Here is a 26,200-nt window from a genome sequence, read left to right on the forward strand (position 1 = left end):
GTCAGAACCCCCGGGACGGGGAGACCACGCCCTCCAGCGGGGCGCCCTCGCCGAAACGCCGCACGTTGGAGGTGACGCGCTCGGTCAGGCCGCGCCAGTAGGAGGAGGGCGGGTTCGCCGAGTGCGGCGTGATGAGCACGTTGTCCAGGCTCCACAGCGGATGACCGTCGGGCAGCGGCTCGGGGTCCGTGACGTCGAGCGCCGCGCCGCCGATGCGGCCCGCGCGCAGCGCGTCCACCAGCTCGTCGGTGACGACGAGGCTGCCTCTGGCGACGTTCACCAGCCAGGCGTCCTCCCGCATGAGCTCGAACTCACGCTTCCCGAACATGCCCCTCGTCTCCGGCGTGGCCGGCGCCAGGACGACCACGTAGTCGGCCAGGGGCAGCACCTCGCGGTAGCGGGCGCGCGGCAGCACGAGGTCCGCGCCGGGCGCCTCGCCGCTGTCGGTGACCGCCAGGACCCGGCAGCCGAACGGCCGCAGCATCGGCATGAGCGCCCGGCCGATGCCGCCGAAGCCGACGATCGCGACCGTCGAGCCCGCGAACTCCCTGGACGTCTTCGGCTCCCACGTCTTCACCCTGGCCGACCGGTACAGGGCGCGGGCGGCGGCCAGCATCAGGGCCATCGAGTGCTCGGCCACCGGCAGACCGTAGGAGCCGGTGGCGGCGGTGATGACCGGGTGCTCGGAGATGATCCCGGCATCGGCGAACCGCTCGATGCCCGCGCTCGGCAGCTGCACCCAGCGGATGCCGTCGTGGAGCATCGGCCGCAGCTGGTCGGGGCCGCCACCGTAGAAGACGATCGCCTCCGCCTCGTCGAGCGGCACGACCCTGCCGCCCGCCCGCTGCACCGCTTCGATGAGCACGGGCACCGGCTCGGGTCCGACATGGACGGCGACGGTCATGCTGGGGCCTCCTTCTCGCCACGGGATCACCAGCGTATCGGTGATGCCCGAGCACGCCGTTCTCCGGCCTCAGCATCTCTTCAGCCTTCGTGGGTAGGTTGGGGCGGGTGTCCGCTGCCGCCGCCCAGCCCGTCACCGTCCCCGTCCCCGCCGCCTCCAGGCTCGCGTGGCTGGACGCGCTCAGAGGGATCGGCGCGCTGGCCGTGGTCGCCGAGCACCTCCTGCCGTGGTTCCTGCCGCAGCTCAGGCCGTACTGGTTCAGCCTCGGCGTCTACGGCATCCTCGTGTTCTTCCTGGTCAGCGGCTACATCATCCCCACCTCCCTGGAACGCCACGGCGACGTGCGCAAGTTCTGGATCGGCCGGTTCTTCCGGCTCTACCCGCTCTACCTCGGTGTGATCGCCCTCGTGCTGGCGCTGGCCTGGTGGGTGCCGGTGCGGGCCGAGGTGCCCAGGGACGGCAGCGCGGTGGCGGCGCACGCGACCATGCTGCTCGACGTCGTGAACGTGGGCGGCGTGGCCGACACCATGTGGACGCTGTCGTACGAGATGGTCTTCTACCTCCTGGTCACCGCGCTGTTCCTGGTCGGGGGGCACGGCCGGAGCGGGCTGCTGGCGATGTCGTTCGGGGCGGGGGCCGTGGCCGTGGGGCTGGTGGCGTCGGGGGCGGTGGTGACCGGCGGGTGGCCGGCCTACGTCTCCGGCGTGGTGTTCGTGGCCGGGCTGGCGTGTGTCGTGTGGGGGCGCCTGCGCACGGCCGCGGCCTGCGTGCTGGGTCTGACGGCGCTGGCGTTGCCGCCGCTGAGCGGCCGGGTGCCGTGGCTCGGGGTGGCGGTGCTGGCGGTGATGTTCGCGGGCACGGCCATCCACCGGTGGGAGCGGGGCCGCGGGCCGCTGTGGCCGGTGGCGGTGACGGCGGCGCTGGTGGCGGTCGCGCCTCTGTGGGCCGTCCAGGGCGGCTGGTGGTGGGTTCGGGCCGACGTGTGGCTGACGACGATCGCGCTGGCGGCGGGCACGTTCGCGGCGGGGATGGCGCTGCGCGGGCGGCGGCTGCCCAGGGTGCTGACCTGGCTCGGGCTGATCAGCTACTCGCTCTACCTGGTGCACCACCCGCTGCTGAAGTATTTCGTGGCGATCACCGGTGACCTGCGGTGGGCGGAGCCGGCGTACCAGCTCACGATGGCGGCGCTGGCCCTGACCGTGGTGCTGGCCGTCAGCACGCTCTCCTACAGGTACGTCGAACGGCCCATGCAGGCGCTGGGCCGCCGGCTCTCAGACCGGAGCGCCCGCCGGCTCCAGGGCGCGGGCGATCGCCGGATGGCCGGACAGGACGCGCGACACGACGGGGTCCTCGGCGAGGAGGAAGGCCAGGTGCCTGATCGCGTGCGCGACCACGTTGGCCAGGGCGACGCGCTCAGGTGACGGGGTGGCGGGGGCCTCGCCTCTGGCGATCTCCAGCACGGGCGCCTCGACGGCGGGCAGCCACGGCGCCGGGTCGGGACAGATCGCATAGGTCAGCACGAACCTGCCGTCCGGCTCGTACCGCCAGCTCGTGGAGTGGACCACGGTCCCGGGGTCCTGGGCCTCGACCTTGCCGAGCCGCCGCGCCGCCTCGTCAGGGCTTTCCCCGCGCCGCGGCCGGATACGGGCATGCCGGTAGGACCAGCGATTGTCGGTGCCCACCCGTAGCATGAGCGTCTCAACCAGGACCACGTGTCTTCCCGTCACCGCCACCAACTTACTGCCAATCATATGCAAGTACGTCCCAGACGCATCGTCTGACGCTCTTGAAAGCCGTGGCGGGCCCGGATGTAGTCGATGGCACGCGAGAAAGGGGCCGACAGCCATGCCGGGTTTGCTGGTGTTGATGGGGTCGGGCGAGACGAGCCCGACCATGGTCGAGATCCACCGCGCGGCGGCGCGTTCGCTGCGCGCGGGAGCGCGGGCCGTGCTGCTCGACACTCCCTACGCCTTCCAGGAAAACTCCGCCGACATCTCCGCCCGCGCCCGCCGCTACTTCGCGCACAGCGTCGGCCTGGAGGTCGAGGTGGCGGCCGGGATCACGGGCGCCGACTGGGTCTTCTCCGGCCCCGGCAGCCCGACCTACGCGCTCGACCGGTGGGCCGACTCGGGCGTGGCCGGCGACCTGCGTGCCCGGGTTCGCGCACGTCAGGGGGTGACGGTGCTGGCCTCGGCCGCCGCCTGCACGGCGGGTCTGGCCACCGTACCGGTCTACGAGGTCTACAAGGTCGGCGCGGATCCCCACTGGCGTGAGGGCGTCGACCTGCTGGAGCCGCTCGGGCTGCGGGCCGTGCTGATCCCCCACTTCGACAACACCGAGGGCGGCACCCACGACACCCGCTTCTGCTACCTCGGCGAGCGCCGGCTGTCGCGCATGGAGCGCGAGCTGCCCCCCGGCACCGCCGTCCTGGGCCTCGACGAGCACACCGCCCTGGTGATCGACCTCGACACCGAGTCGGTGCGGGTGGCGGGCCGGGGCGGCCTGACCGTCCGCCGGCCCGGCTCCGCGACGGTCCTGCCCACGGGCACCCTGACGGACCTCGCCGGGCTGCGCCGCCTGGCCGAGGGCGGCCCCGGCACGGGCGCCGTCACCCCGCCGCCCCCGGCGGACCCCGCGCCCGCCGAGGTCACGCTGGAGGAGACGATCCACACCTCCGAAGACCTGTTCAAGGCGGCGGTGTCCCGGCCGGACCTGGTGGCGGCGGCCCAGGTGGTGCTCGACCTGGAGGCGGAGCTCGTCAAGTGGGCGGCCGACACGGAGGAGGACGCCGGCGGGGTCGAGCAGGCCAGGGAGCTGATGCGGCTGCTCATCGCCCGCCTCGGCGAGCTCGCCTCGGCCGCCGGCCTCCGCTCGCGAACCCTCCCCGCCCTGGTGGAGCCCCTGCTGACGCTCCGCGCCCGGCTGCGGGAGGAGGGGCGGTACGAGGTGGCGGACGCGTTGCGGGAGGCGATGCAGGAGGGCGGCATCCTCGTGGAGGACACCCCGGACGGACCCCGCTGGACCTGCGCCTCCTGAGACTTCCGGCGGATGCCCGACGCGATCGGTAAAGGCAGGGTAACGTGGCCCCGTCACTCGACGTGCTCATACGAATACACCTGGCTCTGTGCCTCAGTGCGTGCACGTGTCGAATCCGTGGAAGGCGATGAGGCGATGACTGCTGCGCCCAACGACGGCTGGCTTGCCGCACACCCGCCGCCACGGCGCGTCAGGCTTTTCGCCTTGCCGTCGGCCGGCAACGACTACGCCGTCGAGGACTGGCTCAAGCTGCCCGAAACCGGGGAACGCATCGAGTTGATCGACGGGAGTTTCATAGTGAGCCCCATGCCCGCATTCCCTCATGCGCTCTGCGCGGGGCGACTTCGACAGATCCTGGTCGAGGCGGCACCTGAGGCATTCGAGGTGGTCGCGACGGGCAATCTCGAAGTCGGCGAGGACGGCCTCATTCCCGACGTCCTGGTAGGACGTGCCGAGGCGATGCTGACCGACGTCACCATGCTTGCCGCCGCGGACACCGCGTGTGTGGTCGAGGTCGCCAGCCGGAGGCGCATCGACGAGGTCAAGCCGCCCAAATACGCCGCAGCGGGCATCCCGGTCTTCATCAGGGTCGACCTCCGGGGCGATGACGCACCTCGCGTCGAGGTCTTCAACCTGAGTGACCAGGGCTACGAGCTCGTCGCGGAGGGGAAGGCGGGCAACGTCCTCTCACTGGACCAGCCCTTCCCCGTGTCCTTCGACCCGGCGGTGCTGACCGGGCCGCGATCGATGGCTCAGGGCTAGAACGTCCTAGAGATCCGGCGGGCGTGTTCGTCGGCCTGCTTGCGTTCGGCCTCGTACGAGCCCGTGAGCGTCGGGTGGTGGCGGATCTCCTGGATGTCGGCGATGCCGGCCCAGCGGAGCCAGTCGCCGAAGGACGTCGACTGGAAGTCGGCGCCGAACTCCGGCCCCAGGCCGGGACCCCAGACGGCGCTGGTGTAGACGACGGCGGCGCGCTTGCCGGTCAGCAGGGCGCGGTAGCCGGTCTCCGGGTGCACGTCGAAGATCATCGCCGGCTGGCTGACCACGTCGATGAACTGCTTCAGCTTGTAGGGCACGCCCCCGTTCCACATCGGCACGCTGAAGAGGTAGCGGTCGTAGGAGTCGAAGCGCTCGAACGTGCGCACGGCCGCCGCCCACGCCTCCGCCTGCTCGCCCTCGGGCGTGCCGCCGCCGAACACGGTCATCTTCGCGCCCGCGGCGGCGGGGCCGAACTCGGGGAGCGTGCCGTCCCACAGGTCGAAGTGGTCGACCGTCGCATCGGGCCGGGCGGCGCGGTACTCCTCGACGAACGTCCGCGCGATGCCCAGCGAGATCGACTCGCCCCCACGGGGAGAGGCGGAGATGTGCAGCAGTCTGCTCATGGTTTAGCGTCCTTTCCGGACTGCGGTCCGTTTACTGGACACAAATATACGGACTGCGGTCCGGTTGGTCAACGAGACGCGCGCCGGCGTAAGGCGTAAGGGAGGAAGGGTCAGCGGCGAGGGGGGTCGATGCGGGCGCCGTCGAGGGTGAAGATCATGATGCGGGAGAGGTCCACGCCGACCTTGGCGGCGTCGCCGGTGCGCCAGACGGGGCGGCCGCCCAGGCGGACGATCAGGTCCGAGCGGCGGTGGATGCCACTGTTCGGGTGCTGGCCGACCTGCTCCTGCTCCTGATGTTCCTCCTGCCGCTGCCCGGAGAAGATCCGCCGCACCAGCCCCGACAGCTTCCCCGAGCCGTGCTTGTCCCCGTTGAGCCGCACGCGCGGGTCCGGCGGCTCCGGCACCGGTACGGCGGGCGCCCCGCACTCCAGGTACGCCAGCCACTCGTGCCCGTGATACTCCAGCGCCCGCACCCGCCCGAAGAACGACGGCCCGTCGTACGACTCCGGCACCGGGACCAGCCCGTCCGGGCGCAGGCCCACCAGCACCTGCCCGCCCGTGTGCTGCGAGATCGCGTACGCCCGCGGATCGCTCCACTGCATCGTGAGCCGGTGCGGGCCGAAGTCGAGCATGACGTACTGGTTCTGCGGCGTCCTGACGTTGGCCGCCAGCAGGTTCAGCTGCTGGGAGTTGAGGAACGCCGCCACGAACGCGGTGGCCGGATCGTTGTAGATCTGCCCGGGGGTGCCGAAGTCCTGGAGCACCCCTCGGTTCAGGATGGCGATCCGGTCGGCGAGCGTCAGCGCCTCCACCTGGTCGTGCGTCACGTAGATCGTCGTGACGCCGAGCGACCTGACCAGCGCCGAGATCTCCATGCGGAGCTCGGTGCGCATGCCGGCGTCCAGGTTCGACAGCGGCTCGTCCATGAGGAACAGCTTGGGCTGCCGGACGATGGCCCGCCCCATGGCCACGCGCTGCCGCTGGCCGCCGGAGAGCGTGCCGGGACGGCGGTCCAGCGTCTCGTCGATGTGTAAGGCCTTCGACAGCTCGGTCACCCGCTCGCGCACCATCGCGGGGTCCGACTTGGCGATCTCCAGGGGGAAGGCGATGTTCCCGCGTACTGTCCGGTGCGGATACAGGGCGCCGTTCTGGAACACCATGGCGACGTCGCGATCGCGCGGGGCCAGGTGGTTGGCCAGCTCGCCGTCCAGCCACAGGTCACCCTCGGTGATCTCCTCCAAGCCTGCGATCATGCGGAGCAGCGTGGACTTGCCGCATCCGGAGGGGCCGAGGAGGACGAGGAACTCGCCGTCTTCCGCCCGCAGGCTCAGCCGGTCGACTGCGAGGTAGTCGCCCGGATACACCTTGGTCACTTTGTCGAGAACGACCGAGCTCATGGGCCTACACCTTGCGCGCGTGTCACCTGTGACGAGGCTGATTGAAGAGGTAGTACATCGCGCCTTAACGCTAGATGTCCACCCTTGACATAAAGAATCTCCTGCGCGGGCGTTTAGGTCGAGGGCTTTGGGGGTTCTTAAGCGAAATTTCCGGATTAGAGGTGTATGTAAGGACTTGCGTAAACTTGCGGCAAGGGATTTCATAGTCGGGACCGTCAGGGGGAGACTATGACCGCATGGTGGCGAGACGCCGCGATTTACCAGGTGTACGTGCGCAGCTTCGCCGACGGCAACGGCGACGGCGTGGGCGACCTGATCGGCGTTCGCGATCGCCTGCCGTATCTGGCCGGGCTCGGCGTCGACGCCATCTGGCTGACGCCCTTCTACCCCTCCCCCATGGCCGACTTCGGCTACGACGTCGCGGACTACCGGGACGTCGACCCGCTGTTCGGATCGCTCGCCGACGCCAAGGCGCTCATCGACGAGGCGCACGCCCTCGGCCTGCGGGTGATCACGGACGTCGTCCCCAACCACACCTCCTCGGCCCACCCCTGGTTCCAGGAGGCGCTGCGCGGCGAGCACCGTGATCGTTACGTCTTCCGCGACCGGCCGAACGACTGGGAGTCGATCTTCGGCGGCCCCGCCTGGACGCAGGTCGAGGACGGGCAGTGGTACCTGCACCTGTTCGACCCCGCGCAGCCGGACCTCAACTGGGACAACGACGGGGTGCGCGGCGAGTTCGAGTCGGTCCTGCGGTTCTGGCTCGACCTGGGCGTCGACGGCTTCCGCGTGGACGTGGCGCACGGCATGGTCAAGCCGCGCGGCCTGCCCGACATCGGCCACCCGAACCAGGCCAGGCTGATCGGCAAGGATCCGGTGCCGTACTTCGACAACGACGGCGTGCACGACATCCACCGCGCGTGGCGGCGCGTGCTCGACTCCTACCCCGGCGAGCGCATCGGCGTGGCCGAGGCGTGGGCGCCGACGGCCGAGCGGCTGGCGATGTACGTCCGTCCGGACGAGCTGCACCAGGCGTTCAACTTCCACTACCTGTTCACCCCGTGGGACGCCGCCGAGCTGAGGGCCGTGATCGACTCCTCGCTCGCCACGGCCGGCTCCGTGGGCGCCCCGACCACCTGGGTGCTGTCGAACCACGACGTCAAGCGGCACGTCACCCGCTACGGCAGCCTGGCCAGGGCCCGCGCCGCCGCGCTGCTGACGCTCGCGCTGCCCGGCTCGGTCTACGTCTACCAGGGCGAGGAGCTGGGCCTGCCCGAGGTGCTCGACCTGCCGGACGAGGTGTGCCGGGACCCGCAGCGGCTGCGCGACCCCGACAGCGGCCGGGACGGCTGCCGCGTCCCGCTGCCGTGGACGCGCGAGTCCGGCTGGCAGGACCCGTGGCTGCCGATCCCGTCCGAGTGGGCCGGGCTGAGCGTGGAGGCGCAGGAGGGCGTGCCCGGCTCGACGCTGGAGCTGTACCGTACGGCGCTGGAGCTGCGGCGCGCGCTCGACGGGGACCTCGTCTGGCACGAGTCGCCCGAGGGCACGCTCGTGTTCTCCAGAGGGCGGTTCGTCTGCGCCGTCAACCTCACCGGAACGCCGGTGGACTTCGAGATCGACGGGGACGTCCTGATCGCCTCGGATGTCCCTGGAGCAGGGGATTCGGCGGCCTGGTGGAAAGTAAAGTGAGTGGCATGAACGGTCACGCTCGCCTTGCCGACATCGCCGCCCAGGCCGGGGTGAGTGAGGCCACGGTCAGCAGGGTGCTCAACGGCAAGCCCGGCGTCTCGGCCGCCACCCGCCAGGCGGTGATGACCGCGCTCGACCTCATGGGCTACGAGCGCCCGCCGCGGCTGCGCCAGCGCAGCAACGGGCTGGTCGGCCTGGTGACCCCGGAGCTGGACAACCCGATCTTCCCCGCGTTCGCGCAGGCCATCGAGAAGGCGCTGACCCAGCACGGCTACACGCCCGTGCTGTGCACCCAGCTGCCCGGCGGCGCGCCGGAGGACGAGTTCACCGAGCTGCTGGTCGATCGCGGGGTGAGCGGCATCGTGTTCATCTCCGGGCTGCACGCCGACAGCACCGCCCGCATGGACCGCTACACCCGGCTGACCGACCGCGGGCTGCCGATCGTGCTGGTCGACGGCTACAGCGAGCACATCGACGCGCCCTTCATCTCGCCCGACGACCGCATGGCCGCCCGGCTGTCCGTGCAGCACCTGGTCGACCTCGGCCACGAGCGGATCGGCATCGCGCTCGGGCCGCGCAGGTTCGTGCCGGTGATCAGGAAGATCGAGGGCTACAAGCAGGCCATGGCGCAGCTGCTCGGCGCGACCGACGTCGACGAGCTGATCGCCCACTCGCTGTTCTCGGTCGAGGGCGGGCAGGCGGCCGCCGCGCAGCTGCTGTCGCGCGGCTGCACCGGCATCGTGTGCGCGAGCGACCTGATGGCGCTGGGCGCGATCCGCGCCTGCCGGGAGAGGGGGTTGTCGGTGCCGGGAGAGGTGTCGGTGGTGGGCTTCGACGACTCGCCGCTGATCGCGTTCACCGACCCGCCGCTGACCACCGTACGCAAGCCGATCGGCGCGATGGCCTCGGCGGCCGTGCAGACGCTGCTCGAAGAGGTGAACGGCGCCTCCGCCAAGCACGTCGAGCTGATCTTCCAGCCGGAGCTCGTCGTCCGCGGCTCCACCGGCTCGGGCCCGCTGGTCAACCGGTGAGCCGCGATGTCTTGGTCCTCGGCGGTGCCGGGGTGGATACGACGGTGTACGTGCCCGAGCTGCCGCTGCCGTACCGGGACACCTACCACGTGCCCCCGGTCGTCGACCGGATCGGCAACACGGGCGCGGGCGTGGCGCTGGGCTGCCACGCGCTCGGGCTCGCCGTCGCCTTCGCCGACCTGATCGGCGACGACCCGCAGGGCGCCCTGGTCCGCCACGCGCTGCGCGAGGTCGACTGCTCCTTCGGGCCCGCCGCGGCGGGCACCCGGCGCAGCGTCCTGCTCGTGGGGCCGGACGGCCGCCGCACCTCGCTCCACGACCCGAAGGTCACGCCCGGCGAGCGCCTGCCGCGCGAGCTGTACGCGAACACGCGCGCCCGGCACGTACACCTGTCGATCATGGACTTCTGCCGCCACGTCTACCCCGACCTCGACGGCACGCCGGTCTCCACCGACCTGCACGACTGGGACGGCGTCAACGACTACCACCAGGACTTCGCCTACCGCTCCGACCTGGTGTTCCTGTCGGCCACCGCACTGAGCGACCCGGTCGCCACGATGCGCGACATCCTCCGGCGCGGCCGCGCCCACACCGTCGTCTGCACGCGCGGGGCCGAGGGCTGCCTCGTCCTGACGCGCGACTCCGGCGTGCGCGCCTTCCCGGCCGCGCCGCTGCCCGGGCCGGTGGCCGACAGCAACGGGGCGGGCGACGCGTTCGTCTCCGGCTTCCTGTACGGCACCTTGCGCGGCCGGTCTCTGGAGGAGTGCGTACGGCTGGGCTCGGCGGCGGGGGCGCACGCCTGCACGGTCGCCGGCACGCACGAGTCCCCGATCACGGAGTCCGCGCTACTGGCTACGTCTTCGCGGTAGACGGCTGGTCCAGCTCCCGCCAGGCCCGGCAGACGAACGGCGGGATGGACGTGATCAGGTAAAGGCCGGTGAACGCGTAAAGCGTGGTCCGCAGGCCGGTCACCTCGGTGAGCGAGCCGGCCAGCAGCCCGCCGAGCGGCATGGCCGCGTACGCGGCGGCCGTCATCGTGCCGAGCGCCCGCGCTCTCATGGGGGCGGGGATGCGGCCGAACTGCAGGATGCCGAGAATCGGGTTGATCGCGCCGGCCGCGAACCCGGACAGCGCGGCCGTGGCGAGCGCCACGGGGAACGGCACGCCGAGCGCCAGGACCAGGACGCGGGGCACGCCGGCGACGAGGAAGCACACTCCGTAGGTCAGCCTCATGGGTAATCGTTCGCCGGCCGCTCCGTACACGATCGTCCCCGCCACGGCGCCCGCGCCGAGCGCGCCGGTGAGCAGGCCGAACGCGCGGGGGTCGCCTGTCACGTCGCGGGCGTACAGGGCCAGCAGCACCTGTGTCACGCCCGTGTCCAGCATGTTGACGACCACGATCATGCTGGTGGCGCTCAGCTGCAGGCGGTCGCGCCAGAGGAAGGTCAGGCCGTCGCGCAGGTCGCGGAGGTAGCCGCCGGATTCGCGTTGCCCGTTCTCGATGCGCGGGACGCCGCCGGCTATGAGCGCCGCCGACAGGAGGAAGGTGATGCCGTCGACGATCAGGAGCGTGCTCGGTCCCGCCCAGAGGATCAGGATTCCGGCGAGCGGGGCGCCCACCATGGTCGCGCCGCGGCTGGCGCCGTCGTACGCCGCCGTCGCGCGTTCGATGCGTACGCGGCCGAGGGCCGCCAGGTCGGGCAGCATGGCCTTGCGCGCGGTCTCCCCCGGCGTGGCGGCCAGCCACCGTACGAACAGCAGGACCAGCAGGAACGGATAGGACAGCCCGGTCGTCAGGAACAGCGCGGGGATGGCGAGGACGACCAGGCCGCTCACCAGGTCGGACGCCACGCTCGCCCCGCGGAATCCCAGCCAGTCCACCAGCGTGGCGCCGAACGCGGCGGAGATGACGATCGGGAACGTGGTGGCGAAGGCGGCCAGCCCCGTGAGCCCGGCGCTCCCCGTGGTCTCCAGGACGAACCAGGGGACGGCGAGCATGGAGAGCACGTTTCCGGTGACGGATAGAGCGTTGGCCGACAGCAAGGTGATGAATGGACGCCTCACGCGTTTATGCCCCCGGCAACGTCTACCACCTCAGCGTTCCTCAGGGTCGGCGCGCGGTCAAGGGAGCGTTTTGGACGGAATGTCGTCACCGCGTCCTGTCACCGCCCGCTCAGCCGGACCGGTGGGCGGACAGGCTGGCGTGGTGGTCGGCGCCGGCGGGGCCGTGCGGGTCGGTGTGGACGGTGGCGGCTCTCAGGCGCGGCAGTTCGTGGATGAGCCGGTGCTCGGCCTCCACCGCCACCGCGTGGGCGTCCACCACCGACAGGTCGTGATCCACCAGGATCTCCACCTCGGCGTGCAGGGCGTGGCCGATCCAGCGCAGGCGTACGGATCCGACGTGGCGAACCCCGTCCACCGCGCCCAGGATGCGCTCGGCGCGGTCCACGAGGGCGGGGTCCACGGCGTCCATGAGCCGCTGGTAGATCTCGCGGGCGGCGTCCCGCAGCACGAAGCAGATGGCGAACGTGATCAGCAGGCCCACCATCGGGTCCGCCAGGGGGAAGCCGAGCGCGGCGCCGCCCGCGCCCAGGAGAACGGCCAGCGAGGTGAAGCCGTCGGTCCTGGCGTGCAGCCCGTCGGCCACCAGGGCGGCCGAGCCGATCTCCCGGCCGACCTTGATCCGGTAGCGGGCCACCCACTCGTTCCCCGCGAACCCCACCAGGGCCGCCCCCGCCACCCATCCGACGGCCCGGAGGTCCTGGGGGTTCAGCAGCCGCGTGACGGCCTCGTACCCGGCCAGGCCCGCCGAGGCGGCGATCAGCAGGACGATGACGATGCCCGCGAGGTCCTCGGCCCTGCCGTACCCGTAGGTGAAGCGCCGGGTGGCGGCGCGGCGGCCGAGCGAGAACGCGATCGCCAGCGGGACGGCGGTGAGCGCGTCGGCCAGGTTGTGCAGGGTGTCGCCGAGCAGCGCCACCGACCCGGAGGCCACGACGACCACCGCCTGAAGCGCGGCGGTGGCCATCAGGACGGCGAACGAGCCGGCCAGCACGCGCATCCCGCGACGGCCGGCTTCCAGGGCGGCGTCGGTCCTGTCGACGCTGTCGTGGGTGTGGGCGCCGAGCGGATGATGAGCCGCAACCTGGTGCGCCACCCGGGCGAACCACCGGCGGCTGGGTCCGTGCTCATGTTCGTGTGACGCATGGTCAGCATGGTTTCGCTGGTCGGTCATGACGTCCCTCGCCTTGCGCAATTTATCCCGCTTGACCAGGCTATGTAGTTATGTACGCACGCGACAACGACTCAGCTGCCGGCCGGCCTCCGGAGCAGCCCACTCCCGCCCAGGTGAACGCGGCCGTGGACGCCTTCCGCATGCTCAGCGACGGCACCCGGCTGAGGCTGATGTGGTTGTTGTCGTCGGGCGAGCAGGATGTGAACTCGCTTGCCGAGGACATCGGCGTCCCGCGCCCGTCCGTGTCGCAACACCTCGCCAAGCTCCGGCTCGCGGGGCTGGTGGACACCCGCAGGGACGGGCGTCGCGTGCTCTACCGGGCCCGCGACTCCCACGTGCGGACTCTCATCGCGGAAGCCCTGTTCCACGCCGGCCACGAGGTGTCCGGCCTCCCCCGCCACGACTAGGACGACGTGGAGGTCGGGGTACTGCCTGGCGTCCAAGCCCTGCTCCGGGTCAGGCGCGGGCGGCCAGCTTGGCGACCACGTCGACGATGCGGGAGGCGCGTTCCAGCTCCGCGCGGTGGAACACCGGCCCGTCCGCCCTGGCGACCACCAGGTGCAGCCCCTGCGCGACCACCGGCAGCAACATCAGGCGCAGCTCGTCGGCGTCCATGGTGGCGGCTCTCGGCGGCGGCTCGGGCAGGTTCAGCTCGAACTTCTCGGGAGCGGCCAGCGAGGCGTGCCGTACGGCGCCGTCGGCCAGCGCCACCGACCATTCCGCCCCGCACAACCCCGGCAGCGCGTCCACCAGCGCGGCGAACCCCCGGGCGGGCTGGGAAACGACGTGCATGAGGAGGTCGTAGTCCAGCGCCGAGCCCGGCACCTCCTTGGTCGCCCAGACGCCCTCCACCCGCACACCCGGCATGGCCGACAATCGTTCGCGAGCGTCTGAGGGGGTCACCGGCCCAGGCCAGGAAACGGTGAAATCGTCCACGGCCCGCCCGGCCTCGCGTTCGAGCACGGTGACCTGCAGGATGTCCGCGCCGAGCGCTCCAAGAGACTTGGCGACCTGACCCAGGCCGCCAGGCCGGTCCGGCAGCGACACCCTCAGTCGCAGCAGCATTGCCGCCCCCTTTCAGAGGCTCTCACAGTGCCGTGGAAAAGTTTCGGGCATGTTCCACGGATATGTCGCGCATGCTGCGGTTATATCCCAGCATGCAGCGTTAAGTCCGGAATGTCGATAAAGGCCTGGCGCGGTTTCCGCCTGCCTCGCCGGGCGTCCGACACGGGCGGGCGCCGCCAGGGCACCCGTCGTGGTGGACTGCCCGGCCGAGGCCCAGGCGGGCGCCCACGGCAGGGGCCGCGCGACACGGGCGGCCCGAGCGGCGGGGGCGGATGCTTCGGGTGACGGCCGGGGGCGGGTCAGGCGAAGACGTCCTGCTGGTAGCGGCCGGAGGACTCCAGGGCGGCCAGCCAGCCGGCGCCGTCCTCCCCCGTCCGCGAGCGGTAGACGTCCAGCAGCGCCTGCCGCACCGCGGGAGCCATCCGCAGCCCGTCCCCGCAGACGTACACGTACGCCCCCCGGGAGAGCAGCTCCCACACCTCCTCGGCGTGCGCCGCAATGGCGTCCTGGACGAACCGGTACGGGTGCCCGGGCACGGCCGAGTACGCGCTGTGCGCGGGCACGCCCCAGCGGGCCAGGTCGTCCGCGTACAGCGCGTCGTGCCGCGGGTGCCGGCAGCCGGTGAAGACGGCGGCGGGGCCGGGAGCGCCGGCCAGCAGGCGCTCCTCGAGGAAGCCGCGCAGCGGCGCGAACCCGGTGCCGGGGCCGACGAGGATCACCGGCGTGGCCGGGTCGTCCGGCAGGCGGAACGGCGGCGCGGGAACGCGGATGTAGCCGTAGAACACCTCGCCGGGCTGAAGTGCGGCGAGGTAGGCCGAGCACATGCCCTGGTAGGTGCCCGTACCGGACCAGGCGGGGCCCTCGACGAGGCCGACGGTGAGGCGCACGAGCGAGGGGTCGGCCAGCGGGGAGGAGGAGACGGAGTAGTAGCGCGGCTTGATCGGCCCGGCCATCTCCAGGAACACCGGCAGCGGCAGCTCGATCGCGGGGAGGCGTTCGAGCAGGGTCAGCGCGGAGACGCGCTTGGCGAGGATCTCGTCGGCGTAGTTCGCGGTCAGCTCGGCGAGCTGGCCCTTGGTCCAGGGGCAGGCGGTGTGCGCGGCCAGCGCCTCGAGGTCGGACCTGGTGGCGACCTCCTGCAGCTCGGCGAACTCGGTCAGCAGCAGGCCCGCCGTGACCGCCGTGTCCACGGGCAGGTGGGTCGCTCCGGCGGCGTGCAGGCGTACCACCTGATCGCGGGGGACGCGCAGGCAGCGCAGCGCCCACTCCACCAGCTCGGGGTCGTTCTTGGCGAAGACGGCCACGTGGTCGCCCGCCGAGTACGTGATGCCCTCAGGCAGCCGGGCCACGATGGAGCGCACGCCGGGGCGCGGCGCCTCGGTCGAGAAGTCCCACAGGCCGGTCGGGTCGGAGGTCAGCTCCTCGTTGGAGACGACAGTCAGCGGGAAGGCGCGCGAGGAGACGACGGCGGGCCTGACCTCGGCCTCGCTGAGCACCTCCATCTCATAACGCGGCCCGGCGCTCTCGGTGGAGGCCGAGTACTCCTCGGCCAGCGCCGCCCACAGCCGGGCGGTCCAGGCGGTCACGTCGCCGTCGAAGTCGCCGTCCGCGTCGGCCTCGCCGCGCTCGATCAGCGGCACCGCTCCGGCGGCGGTCAGCTTCTCGTACGCCCGCTTCGGGAACTCCTGGTACGTGGGCCACTGCGTGTTCCCGCAGCCCAGCACGGCCAGCCGGACCCCGGACAGGTCGGGCAGCGCCTCCAGGGCGTCGAAGCGCTGGGCGTTGTCGGGCGCCTTGCCGTTGTAGGAGGAGGCGACCACGACCAGCAGGCCCTCGCCCGGCGGCGTCAGGTCGTCGAGCGTGGTCAGCGTGGTGGTGAAGCCCGCGCGACCGGCCCGCTCTGCCAGGCGTTCGGCGATGTCGGAGCTGGTGCCGAGGTTGGAGCCGTAGGCGACGGTGAGCGGCACGCCGCCGGTGACGGCGATCTCCTGGTGCTCGCTCCGCTCGGCCTCCTGGGCCACGACGGCGGCCCGCTCGTGCGCGCGACGCTCGCGCACCCTGATCGTGAACCCGTCGGGCTTGATGGTGAGGGTCTGCTTGATCTTCATGCGGTAGACGTTCGGGTCGGAGATCGCGAACCGCCGCAGGATCATCGCCAGCGCCAGCCTGGCCTCGGTCAGCGCGAACTGGCGGCCGATGCAGGCCCGCTCGCCGTTGCCGAACGGCTTGTACGCCCCGGGGTGGTGGCCCTTCTTGTTCTCCGGCAGCCAGCGGTCGATGTCGAACTCGTCCGGCCGCTCCCACGCCTTGGGGTTGCGGTGCAGCACCGGCAGCAGCACGGCGACGCTCTGGTCCTTGGGGATGGGGTAGCCGCCGATCTCGGTGTCCTCGATCGCGCTGACGCTGATCGCGGGGATCGGCGACCAGTGCCGCAGCGTCTCCTCCAGGATGCGCGCGATGACGTCGAGCTTCATGATCGTCTCGTACGTGGGCGGCTCGTCGCCCGGCAGCAGCCGGTCCACCTCGTCGTAGGCGCGCGCCAGGGTGTGCGGGTCGCGCAGCAGGTTGTACAGGGCGAAGGAGAGCAGGCCGCTGGTGGTCTCGTGGCCGGCGATGAGGAAGGTGAGGACCTGGTTGCGGATGTTCTCGTCGGACAGGCGGGCGCCGCTCTGCGGGTCGGACGCCTCCAGCATGAGGCCGAGCAGGTCCTTGGAGCCGGTGGCGCCCTCGGCGCGGCGCTGCCTGATCACGTCGTCGACCAGCGACTGCATGGTGGCGATGTCGCTCCGGTACGCCTCCTCGTGCCCGCGCTTGAGCTTGGTGACGAACGGCAGCTGCTGGTTGCGCAGCATGGCCTCGGTGAGCGCGCCGCCCATGGCCCGCAGGAACGGGTGCAGCTCGGGCGAGTCGAAGGAGCGGAACCGGTAGCCGAACCCGGTGAGCGAGATCGTGTCCAGGGTCAGCCTGGTCATGTCGTCGGAGACGGGCAGGTCCTCCCCCTGGCGGGCTGCCCACGACTCGACGAGCTGCTCGGCGATCTCGAGCATCTGCCCGTAGTACGCCTTCATCGCCCGCTGGCTGAAGGCCGGCATCAGGATGCGGTGCGCGTGCCCCCACACCGGCTCGTCCGGCTCGGCCGTGAACAGGCCGTCGCCGGCGAAGTCGCGCACGATCGACAGCGGCGACTTGATCCGCTTGACGAACCGGCTCTCGTCGCACACCTCGGCGACCAGGTCGGGGTCGTAGACCATCACGATCTTGCGGCCGGCGATCTCCAGCTTGTAGATGCCCTCGTCGTACTGGGAGGCGACCTGGATGAAGTGCTCCACCGGCGAGTGAGAGGGAATCTGCAGCGTGTTGCCGAGGATGGGCAGGCCCTGCGGGGCGGGGATCTCCGCCATGATTGCTCCCTTCGAGTAGCCATACACCGTATGGCTGACGCTACCATACGGCGTATGGCAGTGAGTGCGCGAAGGGGTGCCCCCCTCAATCTCGACGAGATCAGCTCCACGGCGGTGCGCCTGATGGAGGAGAGCGGCGTGGAGGGGCTGTCCATGCGCAAGCTGGCGGCCGAGCTCCAGGTCAACCCGATGTCGCTCTATCACCACGTGGAGAGCAAGGAGGCGCTGCTGGGGCTGGTCTGCGCCACGGCGGCCCAGCGCATGCACGTGCCGCCGGACGACGACACCCCGTGGCAGGAGCAGCTCAGGGCGCTGGGGCTGGCCTACCACCGGCACGCGAAGGAGCACCCGGCCGTGTGGGGATATGTCCACACCCACCCGAGGCTCGTCTCCGACCGGCGGCTGCCCGTCTGGCAGACGCTCTACCGCATCCTGCGGCTGGCGGGGGTGCCGGAGCCGGAGCTGCGGCGCACGAGCGAGATCCTGCACGCGTTCGTCTCGGGGTTCATCCTGGCCGAGACCCAGGGGCACATGTCGGACGACCCTGAGGAGATCGACCGCACCTTCGACGCGGCCATCCAACTGATCGTCGACGGTGTGGCGGGCTTCACCTCCTCCTCATAGGGCGTCCGTTGGAAAACCCAACCCACCCGGGCTAGAGTGGGTTCAGTTTTCCAACTGACGAGGAGGGCGCGATGCGTGATGCCGTCATCGTGCAAGCCGTACGTACTCCGATCGGCAAGGGCAAACCGGGCGGCGGCCTGTCCGGGATCCACCCGGTGGACCTGCTCGCGCACACCCTGCGCGCCCTGATCGAGCGCAGCGGCGTGGACCCGTCCCTGGTGGACGACGTGATCGGCGGCTGCGTCGACCAGGTGGGCGAGCAGGCCATGAACACCACCCGCAACGCCTGGCTGGCGGCCGGCTTCCCGGAGTCGGTGCCCGCGGTCACGGTGGACCGGCAGTGCGGTTCGTCACAGCAGGCCGTGCACTTCGCCGCCCAGGGGGTCATGTCGGGCGCGTACGACCTGGTGGTGGCGTGCGGCGTGGAGTCGATGAGCCGGGTCCCGATGTGGTCGAACGTGCCCGCGGGCGCCGACCCGTTCGGCCCCGGCCTGGCCGAGCGCTTCCCCGAGGGCCTGGTGCCGCAGGGCATCAGCGCCGAGCTCATCGCCGCCAAGTGGTCGCTCGGCCGGGATCAGCTGGACGAGTTCTCGGCCGGCTCGCACCGCAAGGCCGCCGCCTCCTCCTTCGCCGCCGAGCTCGCGCCCGTCGGCGGGCTGGACCGGGACGAGTCGGTACGCCCGAGCACGACGCCGGAGATCCTGGCCGGGCTCGGGCCCGCCTTCGCCGACCCCGGCTACGCCGAGCGGTTCCCGCAGATCGACTGGTCGGTGACCGCGGGCAACAGCAGCCCGATCAACGACGGGGCGGCGGCCGTACTGGTCACCACCTCGGAGACGGCGGCCCGCCTCGGCCTGCGGCCCCTGGCCCGCCTGCACAGCTTCGCCGTCGTCGGCTCGGACCCGATCCTCATGCTCACGGGCGTCATCCCGGCCACGGAGAAGGTCCTGCGCCGAGCGGGGCTGGACCTCGCCGACATCGACCTGTTCGAGGTCAACGAGGCGTTCGCGAGCGTCGTACTGGCCTGGCTCCAGGAGACCGGCGCCGATCCGGCCAAGGTCAACGTCAAGGGCGGCGCCATCGCCCTCGGCCACCCGCTGGGCGCCAGCGGCGCCCGCATCGCCACGACCCTGGTCCACGCGATGGCCGAGCGCGGCGCCCGCTACGCGCTGCAGACCATGTGCGAGGCCGGCGGCCTCGCCAACGCCCTCATCCTCGAACGTCCGTAACCCACACCTTTGGAGCCGTCCTCATGAAGATCTCCGGCAGCGTCGCGCTCGTCACCGGCGCCAACCGCGGCCTGGGCGCCGCTTTCGCCCAGGCCCTCCTGGACCGGGGCGCCCGCACCGTCTACGCGGCCGCCAGGAACCCCGCCACGATCACCGACGCGAACCTCACCCCGATCGAGCTCGACGTCACCGACCCGGCCGCCGTCGCGGCCGCGGCCGAGCGCTGCGGCGAGGTGAACCTGCTCGTCAACAACGCCGGCATCTCGCGGGCCGGCAGCTCGGACCTGGACGCGGCGCGCGCCGAGATGGAGACCAACTACTTCGGCCCCCTGTCCATGAGCCGCGCCTTCGCCCCCGTGCTGGCCCGCAACGGCGGCGGGGCGCTGGTGAACGTCCTGTCGGTGCTGTCGTTCATCACGGCGCCCCAGGTGAGCGGGTACGCGGCGTCGAAGGCGGCGGCCTGGTCCCTGACCAACGCCCTGCGGCTGGAGCTGCGGGAGCAGGGCACCCACGTCCTGGGGGTGCACGCCGGCTACATCGACACCGACATGGCCGCCCGCGTCACCGGGCCCAAGATCACGCCCGCGGAGGTCGTCGCGCAGACCCTCGACGCCCTGGAGACCGGGGCCCACGAGGTGCTGGCCGACGAGATCAGCCGGCAGTCGAAGGCCGGGCTGTCGGGCGAGCTGGAGCGCCTCTACCCGGCGCTGGCCGCCGGCAGTTAGAGCCTCAGCCGCTCGCCTCCCAGACGGCCTCGAACGCCTGCTCGGTGATCTCGGCCAGCTCCCAGACCTCCAGCGGCTGGTCGGTGAGGAAGCCGTGCTCGTCCTGCAGGTGGCGCCACCAGTAGCGGCGGGCGGCCCGGTCGGCGCCCACCAGCACCTGCCTGATGGCCCACTGTTCGTGGCCGTCGCCCTCGACGCTCTCGAACAGCCAGGCCCGCCCGTCCTCGTCGCCCAGGTGCCAGTAGCGGCGGGGAGCCTCGGACTCGGCGAGCTGCCGCACCAGCGGCTGGCGAAGGTCTGGAAGCACCCGTCCACTCTAGAGCGAGCGCACCCCGCCTATGGCGATCTCGGCGGCGCGGGCCATCGACGCCACGATCTCCTCGTCCGACTGGCCCGCCTCGCGGGCGGCGCCGCCCACCCCCTGGACCGCGCCCACGAAGGAGCCGGCCACCGCCGCGGCGCTGATCGGGTCGAGCACGTCGGGGAAGGCGGCCAGCAGCTGCCGGGCGACCTCGCGCTGCACGCCGAACGTCATGTGCAGGGCCTTGGCCTGGACGGAGGGCACGGTCGCGACCAGGTGCTCGTAGACCTTGGCCAGCTCGCGGTCGCCGGCGATCGGGCCCCTGGTCAGGTAGTGGACGATGACCCGGTCGTACGTCTTGAGCAGCACGTCGGCGACGCTGTCGGACGGCTCCCGCTCGGCGACCGCGTCGGACATCTCCTCCATGTAGTCCATCACCTCGGCGAACAGCACGTCCTCCTTGGTGGGGAAGTAGTTGAAGAACGTCTTGGTGGCGACGTCGGCCGCGGTGGCGATCTGCGCGACGGTCGTCTGCTCGTATCCCTGCTCGGCGAACAACCTGAGCGCCGTGCCGACGAGCAACTGCCTGGTCTGCCGCTTCTTGCGCTCGCGCCGTGACTCCTCCATGCCCAGCAAGCTTACACTCACTGCATGTTTACACTCGCCGGGCGGAGCGTCGTCAGCGCTGGTAGGCCCCGGCGTCTGGGGCGCCGGTGAGCCGCTTACCGGCGAGGTCCTTGCCGAGCGCCTTGCCGCCGTACCACCTGGGGGTGAGGGGCAGGCCGCGGCCGAGGGCCGGCGAGCCGGGCCGCAGCCGCAGGTCGGTGCGGGAGACGAACTTCGGGTCGGCCACGACCGACTTCGGCCCCAGCTTGAACCGGTCCACCCGCCCCCGGTAGACGCTGCCGCCCTCGTCGGCCCCCTTGCCGTCCTCCCAGCCGGCCTCGCCGCCCACGACGATCACGTTGTTGCGCAGCTTGAGAATCGACGGAGAGCAGCCGTCGTGGCAGGACCAGCCGATGGTGTCCCTGGCCGGCAGGTAGACCGAGTTGTGGACGGCGACCGTGCCCTTGACGGGCCCGACGACGTGGCGCGGGCCGCGGGTGATGAGGAACGAGCCGCGGCTGCGGGAGGAGGTCACGACGTTGAAGGCGAACACGTTGCCGGTGGCGGTCTTGCCCTTCTGGGCGCCGAGCTCGGTGAACGTCTCGTTGTCGCGGGAGATGTTGTGGGTGACGCGGTTGCGGTCGCCGTCGAAGATCTCCACGGCGGCCCCGTCGGTGCCGTAGTCGGCGCTCTTGGCGAAGCTGCCGGTGATGGTGTTGCCGGTCACGAGGTTGTCGTCGCCGTTGAGCAGCACGCCGAAGGCGCCGGAGTCGTTGTCGCCGCCCTCGTCGTTGACGCTCATCCGGTTGTTGTCGGTCAGGACGCTGTCGCGGACGGTGTTGCGCGAGCCGGACGGGGTGACGTAGACGCCCGCGATGTTGCGGTCGGCCTGCACGCCGGCCAGCACGTTGCCGTCGCCGGCGACCTGGAAGCCGGCCCAGCGGCAGCCGGAGGCCCGCAGGCCGCCGACGCGCCAGTGGTTGCCGCTGATCACGACGCAGTCGTCGTCCATGCCGCTGATCCTGGCCAGCGGGCCGGTGCCGTACGCCTGGACGACGATGGGCTTGGCCGCGGTGCCGTCGGCCTCCAGCTTGAGCGGGCCGGTGAAGGAGCTGCCGCGCTTGAAGCTGACGGCGTCGCCGGGCTTGAGGTCGGCGGAGTTGACCTTGTCGAGGGACTTCCACGGCGCGGTGGCGCTGGTGCCCGCCGCGTCGTCGTTCCCCGACCTGGAGTCCACGTAGTACGTGGTGCCCGCCAGCGCGTGCGCCGGGGCCGCCGGCGTGAAGGCAGGCAGGACAGTCGCCATGACGGCTACGTGCAGCAACCTCATTCGAGCACACCACTATCGAGTTGGAGCGGAAGGGGGGATGCCAAAGGTAGCGTGATCAACGCGTGAGACGCCAGAGACGCACCGAAGGTCCGTCACCCGGCAGCACGTCCCCGTCCTCTGCGTCATAGAGGCCCTGGGCGTGGACGCCGAGGCGGAGCGGCGCGCCCGGCGCCCGCCGCACGCACACCAGGATCGACTCCTCGTACGTCTCCCGCGCGAAGACCAGGCAGTCGGCGTCGGCGTGCAGCCAGCGCAGGCCGCCGTGGCGCAGCGCGGGCTCGGCTCGCCGCAGCCCGAGCAGCTCCCGGTAGGCCGTCAGCGTCGCGAGGTCCTGGTCCGCGGGCCGGTTCCAGGGCATCGGGGTGCGCGAGTGCTCGCCGTTCACCCCGGTCAGGCCGAACTCGCTGCCCGCGAACACCATCGGCGTGCCCGGCAGCGTGGCCTGCAGGCCGAGCGCGAGCAGGTGGCGCGCGCGCGAGCCGGTGACGGTGCGGATGCGGGGCGAGTCGTGCGAGTCGAGCAGCTGCCAGGAGTGGACGAGCGAGCGCCACGACATGTGGGACGCGAACGACCGGAACGTGGCCAGCGCGGCGACCCCGTCGCGCGACGGCACGCCGCCCGGCACGCCGAGGAAGTGGTCCAGGTCCAGCTCGGGCCCGCGCAGCCAGGTCCAGACGGGGCGGGTGAAGCCGCCGTAGTTCATGGTGCCGTGCCAGCCGTCGCGGTCGAGGTCGGGCGAGGCGTCGTGGTTGTGCTCGGCGATGAACGCGGCCCCGGGGCCCACCGCGGCCCGCAGCAGGGCGGCGGCCTCGTGGTTGTGGTCGTCGGAGCCGCGCCTGCCGGTCATGTTGGCCACGTCCACGCGCCAGCCGTCCAGCGGCCCGAGCCACCTCTTCAGCACGGCCCGCATGCGGGCGCGGACGAGCTCGCTGCCCCAGTTGAGCTTGGGCAGCGTCTTGATGCCCCACCAGGACTCGTAGTCGCCGGTGTCGCGGTCGAAGTAGAACATCTCGCGCTCGGCCGCGTTCACGTCGGAGACTGCCGCGGTGAACCATTCGTGGGTGTCGCCGCAGTGGTTGGTGGTGATGTCGCCCAGCAGCCGCATGCCCCGGGCGTGCAGCGCGCCCGACAGCCGGTGCAGCGCCTCGTCGCCGCCGAGCAGCGGGTCGACGTGCTCGAACGTGGAGGCGTTGTAGCGGTGGTTGGAGCGGGCGGGGAAGATCGGCGTCAGGTAGACGGTGTCGACGCCGAGGCTCTGGACGTGGTCGAGCCGCTGGATCACGCCGTCGAGGTCGCCGCCGTAGAACTGGTCCGCGGTGCCGGGGCCGCTGGGGATGACCGGATCGACGTCCCAGTCACGCGGCAGCGCCCAGTCGGGCAGGTCGCGCATGGGCCGGGAGCGGTCGAAGCGGTCGGGGAAGATCTGGTAGACGATCGCGTCCGACATCCAGGGGGGCGGCGGCCGGTGGCACACGAGGCGGAAGTCGCCCGCGTCGGTCACGTCGTGGGTGACGAGCCCGGCCGCGGTCAGCCACGCCTGCCCGCCCCGCGTGGCCAGCAGGAAGCGGTACGGGGTGACGGGGTTGACCGCGGTGATCTCGGCCCGCCACCAGACGTCCGTGCCGCCGTAGCCGCCGGCGTCCCGGCGCGACGGGTCCGGCGCCGCCTCGGCGAAGCGCGGCTCGCCGTCGTGCACGGTACGCACGTGCACGCCGGTGATCCCGGCGGCCAGCGGCGCCCGCAGCCACAGCGCCACCCGCGAGCCGAGAGCGGGCTCCTGCTTGGAGACGTACAGAGCTGAGCCGTCGTGATGCGGCTCCCCGATGAAGCGCAAATCCACCTATCCCTTGACAGCCCCGGCGGTGAGCCCGGAGACGATGTACTTCTGCAACCAGAGGAACACACTCACCGTGGGAATCGCGGTAAGCAGCGTGGCCGCGGCGAACATGCCGAAGTTCGCGTTGCGGTGGTCGCCGGCGATCATGCCGTACATGCCCACGGCGAGGGTCTTGCTCTCGGGGTCGCGCAGGAACACGTTGGCCATGAGGAACTCGCTCATCGTGCCGATGAACGCCAGCAGCGCCGTGACCGCGAGGATCGGCGTGACCAGCGGCATGATGACCCGCCAGAAGATCTGCGCGTGCGTGGCCCCGTCCACGGTGGCGGCCTCGTCCAGCTCCTTCGGCACGGTGTCGAGGAAGCCCTTCATCAGCCAGGTGTTCACGCCGAGCGCGCCGCCGAGGTAGAGCAACATCAGCCCCCACACGGTGTTGAACCCGAAGGCCGGATACAGCTCGGTCACCCTCGTGAAGATCATGAAGATCGTCACGATGGCCAGGAACTGCGGGAACATCTGGATCAGCAGCAGCGCCAGCAGCCCGACCCGGCGGCCCGCGAAGCGCATGCGGCTGAAGGCGTACGCGGCGAGCATCGACAGCAGCAGGCTCGCGAACGACGCCACCAGCGCGATGAACACCGAGTTGAAGAACCACCGGCCGAACGGGTAGCTGTCGGAGCTCAGCAGGTTGGCGAAGTTGCTCAGGCTGGCCCCGGTCGGCAGCAGGTCCGTGGAGGCCAGCGTGCCCATGGGGTTGATCGCGGCCGAGACCACGAACAGGATCGGGAAGAGCGCGAACGCGCACACGACCAGCACGAAGACATGCCTGAGGGCGAGCTTCACGCGTAGACCTCCTCCTGCTTGCGGGTACGCCGGAACGCCACGGCCGAGATGACGGCCACGATCGTGAAGATGAACACCGAGACCGCCGCCGCGAAGCCGAACTGCGCGCCGCCCGCCCCGAACGCCAGCCTGAAGGTGTAGGTGATCAGCAGGTCGGTGCCGCCCACCTGCGGATTGTCGGCCGGGAACGGGCCGCCCTCGGTGGTGAGCCCGATCGCGTTGAAGTTGTTGAAGTTGTAGGCGAACGACGAGATCAGCAGCGGCGTGAGCGCGACCAGCAGCAGCGGCAGCGTCACCCGCCGGAACGCCTTCCACGGCGTGGCCCCGTCGATGGCCGCGGCCTCGGTCAGCTCGCGCGGGATGGCCTGCAGCGCGCCGGTGGTGACGAGGAACATGTACGGGAAGCCGAGCCAGAGGTTGACCAGGATCACCCCGAACCGGGCGGTCGCGGTCTGGCCCAGCCAGTCGACGTTGGCGCCGAGAAGCTGGTTGATCAGGCCGAAGTCGCGGTTGAACATGTCACGCCACACCAGCAGCATGGCGAAGGCGGGCATCGCGTACGGCAGGATCAGCGCGATCCGGTAGAACCGAGTGCCGCGCATCCGCGGGTGGTGCAGCGCCAGCGCCACCGACATGCCGAGCGCGAACGTGCCGAGCACGGAGGCCAGGGCGAAGACCAGGTTCCAGCCGAACACCCCCGCGAAATAGCCCGAAATAGTCGGATTTGTCAGGACGCGAGCGAAGTTGTCGAACCCGACGCCGACCTGCCAGCCCTGTGCCAGGTGCTCGCCCTTGGCGTTGACGAAGTAGCCCTGGCCCTCGTCGGCCGTCCAGGTGTCGCCGTTGCCGCGCACGCAGTCGCAGCCGGCGTCGTACACGAGCGCCGCCTTGCCCTCGACCGCCCGGCTGAGCCCGTTCGCCTTGATCGCGCCGTCGCCGGTCGGCACGGCCAGCGCGGAGATCTCCCGCCCGCGGGCGGCGGCCTCGGGCGCCTTGAGCACGGTCAGCCCGGGGGCCGCCAGCACCTTGCCGGTGACCCCGACCTGGGCGTCCGCCAGCGGCGACAGCCCCTTCGCGTCGCCCAGCCGCGCCTGCTTGGTCTTCGGGTCGACCAGCAGGAACACCAGCTCGTCACCGCGCAGCGCGGCCGTCAGGGCGTACTCGGGCGAGCCGGGGGTCTGCCGCACCGAGCCGGTCTCGATGGCCGTGACCGCGGCGGCCTTGTCGCCGCGGTGCCCGTCGCCAAAGTTCGTGAACGCGGTGGTGACCGTGTAGACCACGGGGAACACCTGGAACGCGATCAAGAAGACGGTGCCGGGCACCAGATACTTGGCCGGGACGAAGCGGCGGGTCAGGTAGAGCCAGGCGATGGCCGCGCTGACGGCGCACAGCAGCGCGAGCGAGCCCCACGACTCGGCGGCGACCAGCGGCGGCACGGCGTAGAGCAGGATCGCGGCGGCCACGGCCAGGACCGCGATCCTGCTCACCACGAACGCCGTGGTGATCTCCCGGCGGGGCCGTGGAGCCGGCTTGCTCTCCACGGCTTCGCGCACGTCGAGCGCCAT

23 protein-coding genes are annotated in these 26,200 nt (G+C 71.4%); 10 read left to right on the forward strand and 13 right to left on the reverse strand.

The window, feature by feature from the left end; genetic code table 11:
* Position 1: 1 nt before the first annotated feature.
* Complete coding sequence (locus tag ABZS69_RS00070) at positions 2-904, reverse strand: D-isomer specific 2-hydroxyacid dehydrogenase family protein (protein WP_355363775.1); 903 nt, start codon at positions 902-904, stop codon at positions 2-4.
* A gap of 107 nt (positions 905-1,011) precedes the next feature.
* Between ABZS69_RS00070 and ABZS69_RS00075 the strand changes: the two genes are divergently transcribed.
* The 3 genes from ABZS69_RS00075 (at position 1,012) to ABZS69_RS00085 (ending at position 4,702) form a co-directional block, all read left to right on the forward strand.
* A complete protein-coding gene (locus ABZS69_RS00075) occupies positions 1,012-2,325 on the forward strand; it encodes an acyltransferase (RefSeq protein ID WP_355363778.1) in 1,314 nt (437 codons plus the stop codon).
* A 424-nt stretch (positions 2,326-2,749) separates the two neighbouring features.
* On the forward strand, positions 2,750-3,940 hold the full coding sequence (locus tag ABZS69_RS00080) for a hypothetical protein (protein WP_355363781.1): 1,191 nt from the start codon (positions 2,750-2,752) through the stop codon (positions 3,938-3,940).
* 117 nt (positions 3,941-4,057) lie between these two features.
* Positions 4,058-4,702 (forward strand): Uma2 family endonuclease, encoded by a 645-nt coding sequence (locus ABZS69_RS00085; protein ID WP_355363784.1) that lies wholly within the window; start codon positions 4,058-4,060, stop codon positions 4,700-4,702.
* On the opposite strand, the gene ABZS69_RS00090 is transcribed toward ABZS69_RS00085, so the two are convergent.
* Positions 4,699-5,322, reverse strand: coding sequence for an NAD(P)H-dependent oxidoreductase (locus ABZS69_RS00090; protein WP_355363787.1), 624 nt, complete (start codon positions 5,320-5,322; stop codon positions 4,699-4,701). The genes ABZS69_RS00085 and ABZS69_RS00090 overlap by 4 nt on opposite strands.
* 110 nt (positions 5,323-5,432) lie before the next feature.
* Complete coding sequence (locus tag ABZS69_RS00095; protein ID WP_355363790.1) at positions 5,433-6,719, reverse strand: ATP-binding cassette domain-containing protein; 1,287 nt, start codon at positions 6,717-6,719, stop codon at positions 5,433-5,435.
* Positions 6,720-6,947: 228 nt separating this feature from the next.
* On the opposite strand from ABZS69_RS00095, the gene ABZS69_RS00100 reads away from it, so the two are divergent.
* Genes ABZS69_RS00100 through ABZS69_RS00110 form a run of 3 tightly spaced genes read left to right on the forward strand, consistent with a single transcriptional unit; the run spans position 6,948 to position 10,308 of the window.
* Positions 6,948-8,408, forward strand: coding sequence for a glycoside hydrolase family 13 protein (locus tag ABZS69_RS00100; RefSeq protein ID WP_355363793.1), 1,461 nt, complete (start codon positions 6,948-6,950; stop codon positions 8,406-8,408).
* Between the two features lie 5 nt (positions 8,409-8,413).
* On the forward strand, positions 8,414-9,439 hold the full coding sequence (locus ABZS69_RS00105; protein WP_355363796.1) for a LacI family DNA-binding transcriptional regulator: 1,026 nt from the start codon (positions 8,414-8,416) through the stop codon (positions 9,437-9,439).
* Between the two features lie 32 nt (positions 9,440-9,471).
* Positions 9,472-10,308, forward strand: coding sequence for a PfkB family carbohydrate kinase (locus tag ABZS69_RS00110; protein WP_355363799.1), 837 nt, complete (start codon positions 9,472-9,474; stop codon positions 10,306-10,308).
* Here ABZS69_RS00110 and ABZS69_RS00115 read toward each other — a convergent pair.
* Both ABZS69_RS00115 and ABZS69_RS00120 read right to left on the reverse strand, forming a co-directional pair.
* Positions 10,292-11,503: an MFS transporter gene (locus tag ABZS69_RS00115; protein WP_355363802.1), complete on the reverse strand. Its 1,212-nt coding sequence runs from the start codon at positions 11,501-11,503 to the stop codon at positions 10,292-10,294. The genes ABZS69_RS00110 and ABZS69_RS00115 overlap by 17 nt on opposite strands.
* 109 nt (positions 11,504-11,612) lie before the next feature.
* Positions 11,613-12,596 carry a cation diffusion facilitator family transporter gene (locus ABZS69_RS00120; RefSeq protein WP_355363805.1) on the reverse strand — a complete coding sequence of 328 codons (984 nt, stop codon included), beginning with the start codon at positions 12,594-12,596 and terminating at the stop codon, positions 11,613-11,615.
* A 128-nt stretch (positions 12,597-12,724) separates the two neighbouring features.
* Here ABZS69_RS00120 and ABZS69_RS00125 point away from each other — a divergent pair, with 128 nt between their 5' ends.
* Positions 12,725-13,081, forward strand: coding sequence for a metalloregulator ArsR/SmtB family transcription factor (locus tag ABZS69_RS00125; protein ID WP_355363809.1), 357 nt, complete (start codon positions 12,725-12,727; stop codon positions 13,079-13,081).
* A gap of 49 nt (positions 13,082-13,130) precedes the next feature.
* On the opposite strand, the gene ABZS69_RS00130 is transcribed toward ABZS69_RS00125, so the two are convergent.
* Both ABZS69_RS00130 and ABZS69_RS00135 read right to left on the reverse strand, forming a co-directional pair.
* Positions 13,131-13,739, reverse strand: a complete 609-nt coding sequence (locus ABZS69_RS00130; RefSeq protein WP_355363812.1) for an amino acid-binding protein — start codon at positions 13,737-13,739, stop codon at positions 13,131-13,133.
* Positions 13,740-14,038: 299 nt separating this feature from the next.
* Positions 14,039-17,140, reverse strand: coding sequence for a cytochrome P450 (locus ABZS69_RS00135; protein WP_355363815.1), 3,102 nt, complete (start codon positions 17,138-17,140; stop codon positions 14,039-14,041).
* A gap of 54 nt (positions 17,141-17,194) precedes the next feature.
* Here ABZS69_RS00135 and ABZS69_RS00140 point away from each other — a divergent pair, with 54 nt between their 5' ends.
* The 3 genes from ABZS69_RS00140 (at position 17,195) to ABZS69_RS00150 (ending at position 19,718) form a co-directional block, all read left to right on the forward strand.
* The gene (locus ABZS69_RS00140) at positions 17,195-17,764 is read left to right on the forward strand and encodes a TetR/AcrR family transcriptional regulator (RefSeq protein WP_355363818.1); all 570 of its coding nucleotides are present in this window, start codon (positions 17,195-17,197) and stop codon (positions 17,762-17,764) included.
* A gap of 71 nt (positions 17,765-17,835) precedes the next feature.
* Positions 17,836-18,993, forward strand: coding sequence for a thiolase family protein (locus ABZS69_RS00145; RefSeq protein WP_355363821.1), 1,158 nt, complete (start codon positions 17,836-17,838; stop codon positions 18,991-18,993).
* A 23-nt stretch (positions 18,994-19,016) separates the two neighbouring features.
* On the forward strand, positions 19,017-19,718 hold the full coding sequence (locus tag ABZS69_RS00150; protein WP_355363824.1) for an SDR family oxidoreductase: 702 nt from the start codon (positions 19,017-19,019) through the stop codon (positions 19,716-19,718).
* A gap of 4 nt (positions 19,719-19,722) precedes the next feature.
* On the opposite strand, the gene ABZS69_RS00155 is transcribed toward ABZS69_RS00150, so the two are convergent.
* The 6 genes from ABZS69_RS00155 to ABZS69_RS00180 all read right to left on the reverse strand — a co-directional run bounded on the left by ABZS69_RS00155 (position 19,723) and on the right by ABZS69_RS00180 (position 26,200).
* Positions 19,723-20,025 (reverse strand): hypothetical protein, encoded by a 303-nt coding sequence (locus ABZS69_RS00155; RefSeq protein WP_355363827.1) that lies wholly within the window; start codon positions 20,023-20,025, stop codon positions 19,723-19,725.
* Positions 20,026-20,034: 9 nt separating this feature from the next.
* Positions 20,035-20,646: a TetR family transcriptional regulator gene (locus ABZS69_RS00160; RefSeq protein WP_355363830.1), complete on the reverse strand. Its 612-nt coding sequence runs from the start codon at positions 20,644-20,646 to the stop codon at positions 20,035-20,037.
* A gap of 52 nt (positions 20,647-20,698) precedes the next feature.
* Positions 20,699-21,931 carry a right-handed parallel beta-helix repeat-containing protein gene (locus tag ABZS69_RS00165; RefSeq protein ID WP_355363833.1) on the reverse strand — a complete coding sequence of 411 codons (1,233 nt, stop codon included), beginning with the start codon at positions 21,929-21,931 and terminating at the stop codon, positions 20,699-20,701.
* Positions 21,932-22,010: 79 nt separating this feature from the next.
* Positions 22,011-23,795 carry a glycoside hydrolase family 13 protein gene (locus tag ABZS69_RS00170; protein WP_355363836.1) on the reverse strand — a complete coding sequence of 595 codons (1,785 nt, stop codon included), beginning with the start codon at positions 23,793-23,795 and terminating at the stop codon, positions 22,011-22,013.
* Complete coding sequence (locus tag ABZS69_RS00175) at positions 23,796-24,635, reverse strand: sugar ABC transporter permease (protein ID WP_355363839.1); 840 nt, start codon at positions 24,633-24,635, stop codon at positions 23,796-23,798.
* The gene (locus ABZS69_RS00180; protein WP_355363842.1) at positions 24,632-26,200 is read right to left on the reverse strand and encodes an ABC transporter permease subunit; all 1,569 of its coding nucleotides are present in this window, start codon (positions 26,198-26,200) and stop codon (positions 24,632-24,634) included. Before ABZS69_RS00180 ends, ABZS69_RS00175 begins: the two co-directional genes overlap by 4 nt.

Origin of the sequence: Nonomuraea sp. NPDC005650, from assembly GCF_040605375.1 — a bacterium.
Lineage (GTDB): Bacteria > Actinomycetota > Actinomycetes > Streptosporangiales > Streptosporangiaceae > Nonomuraea.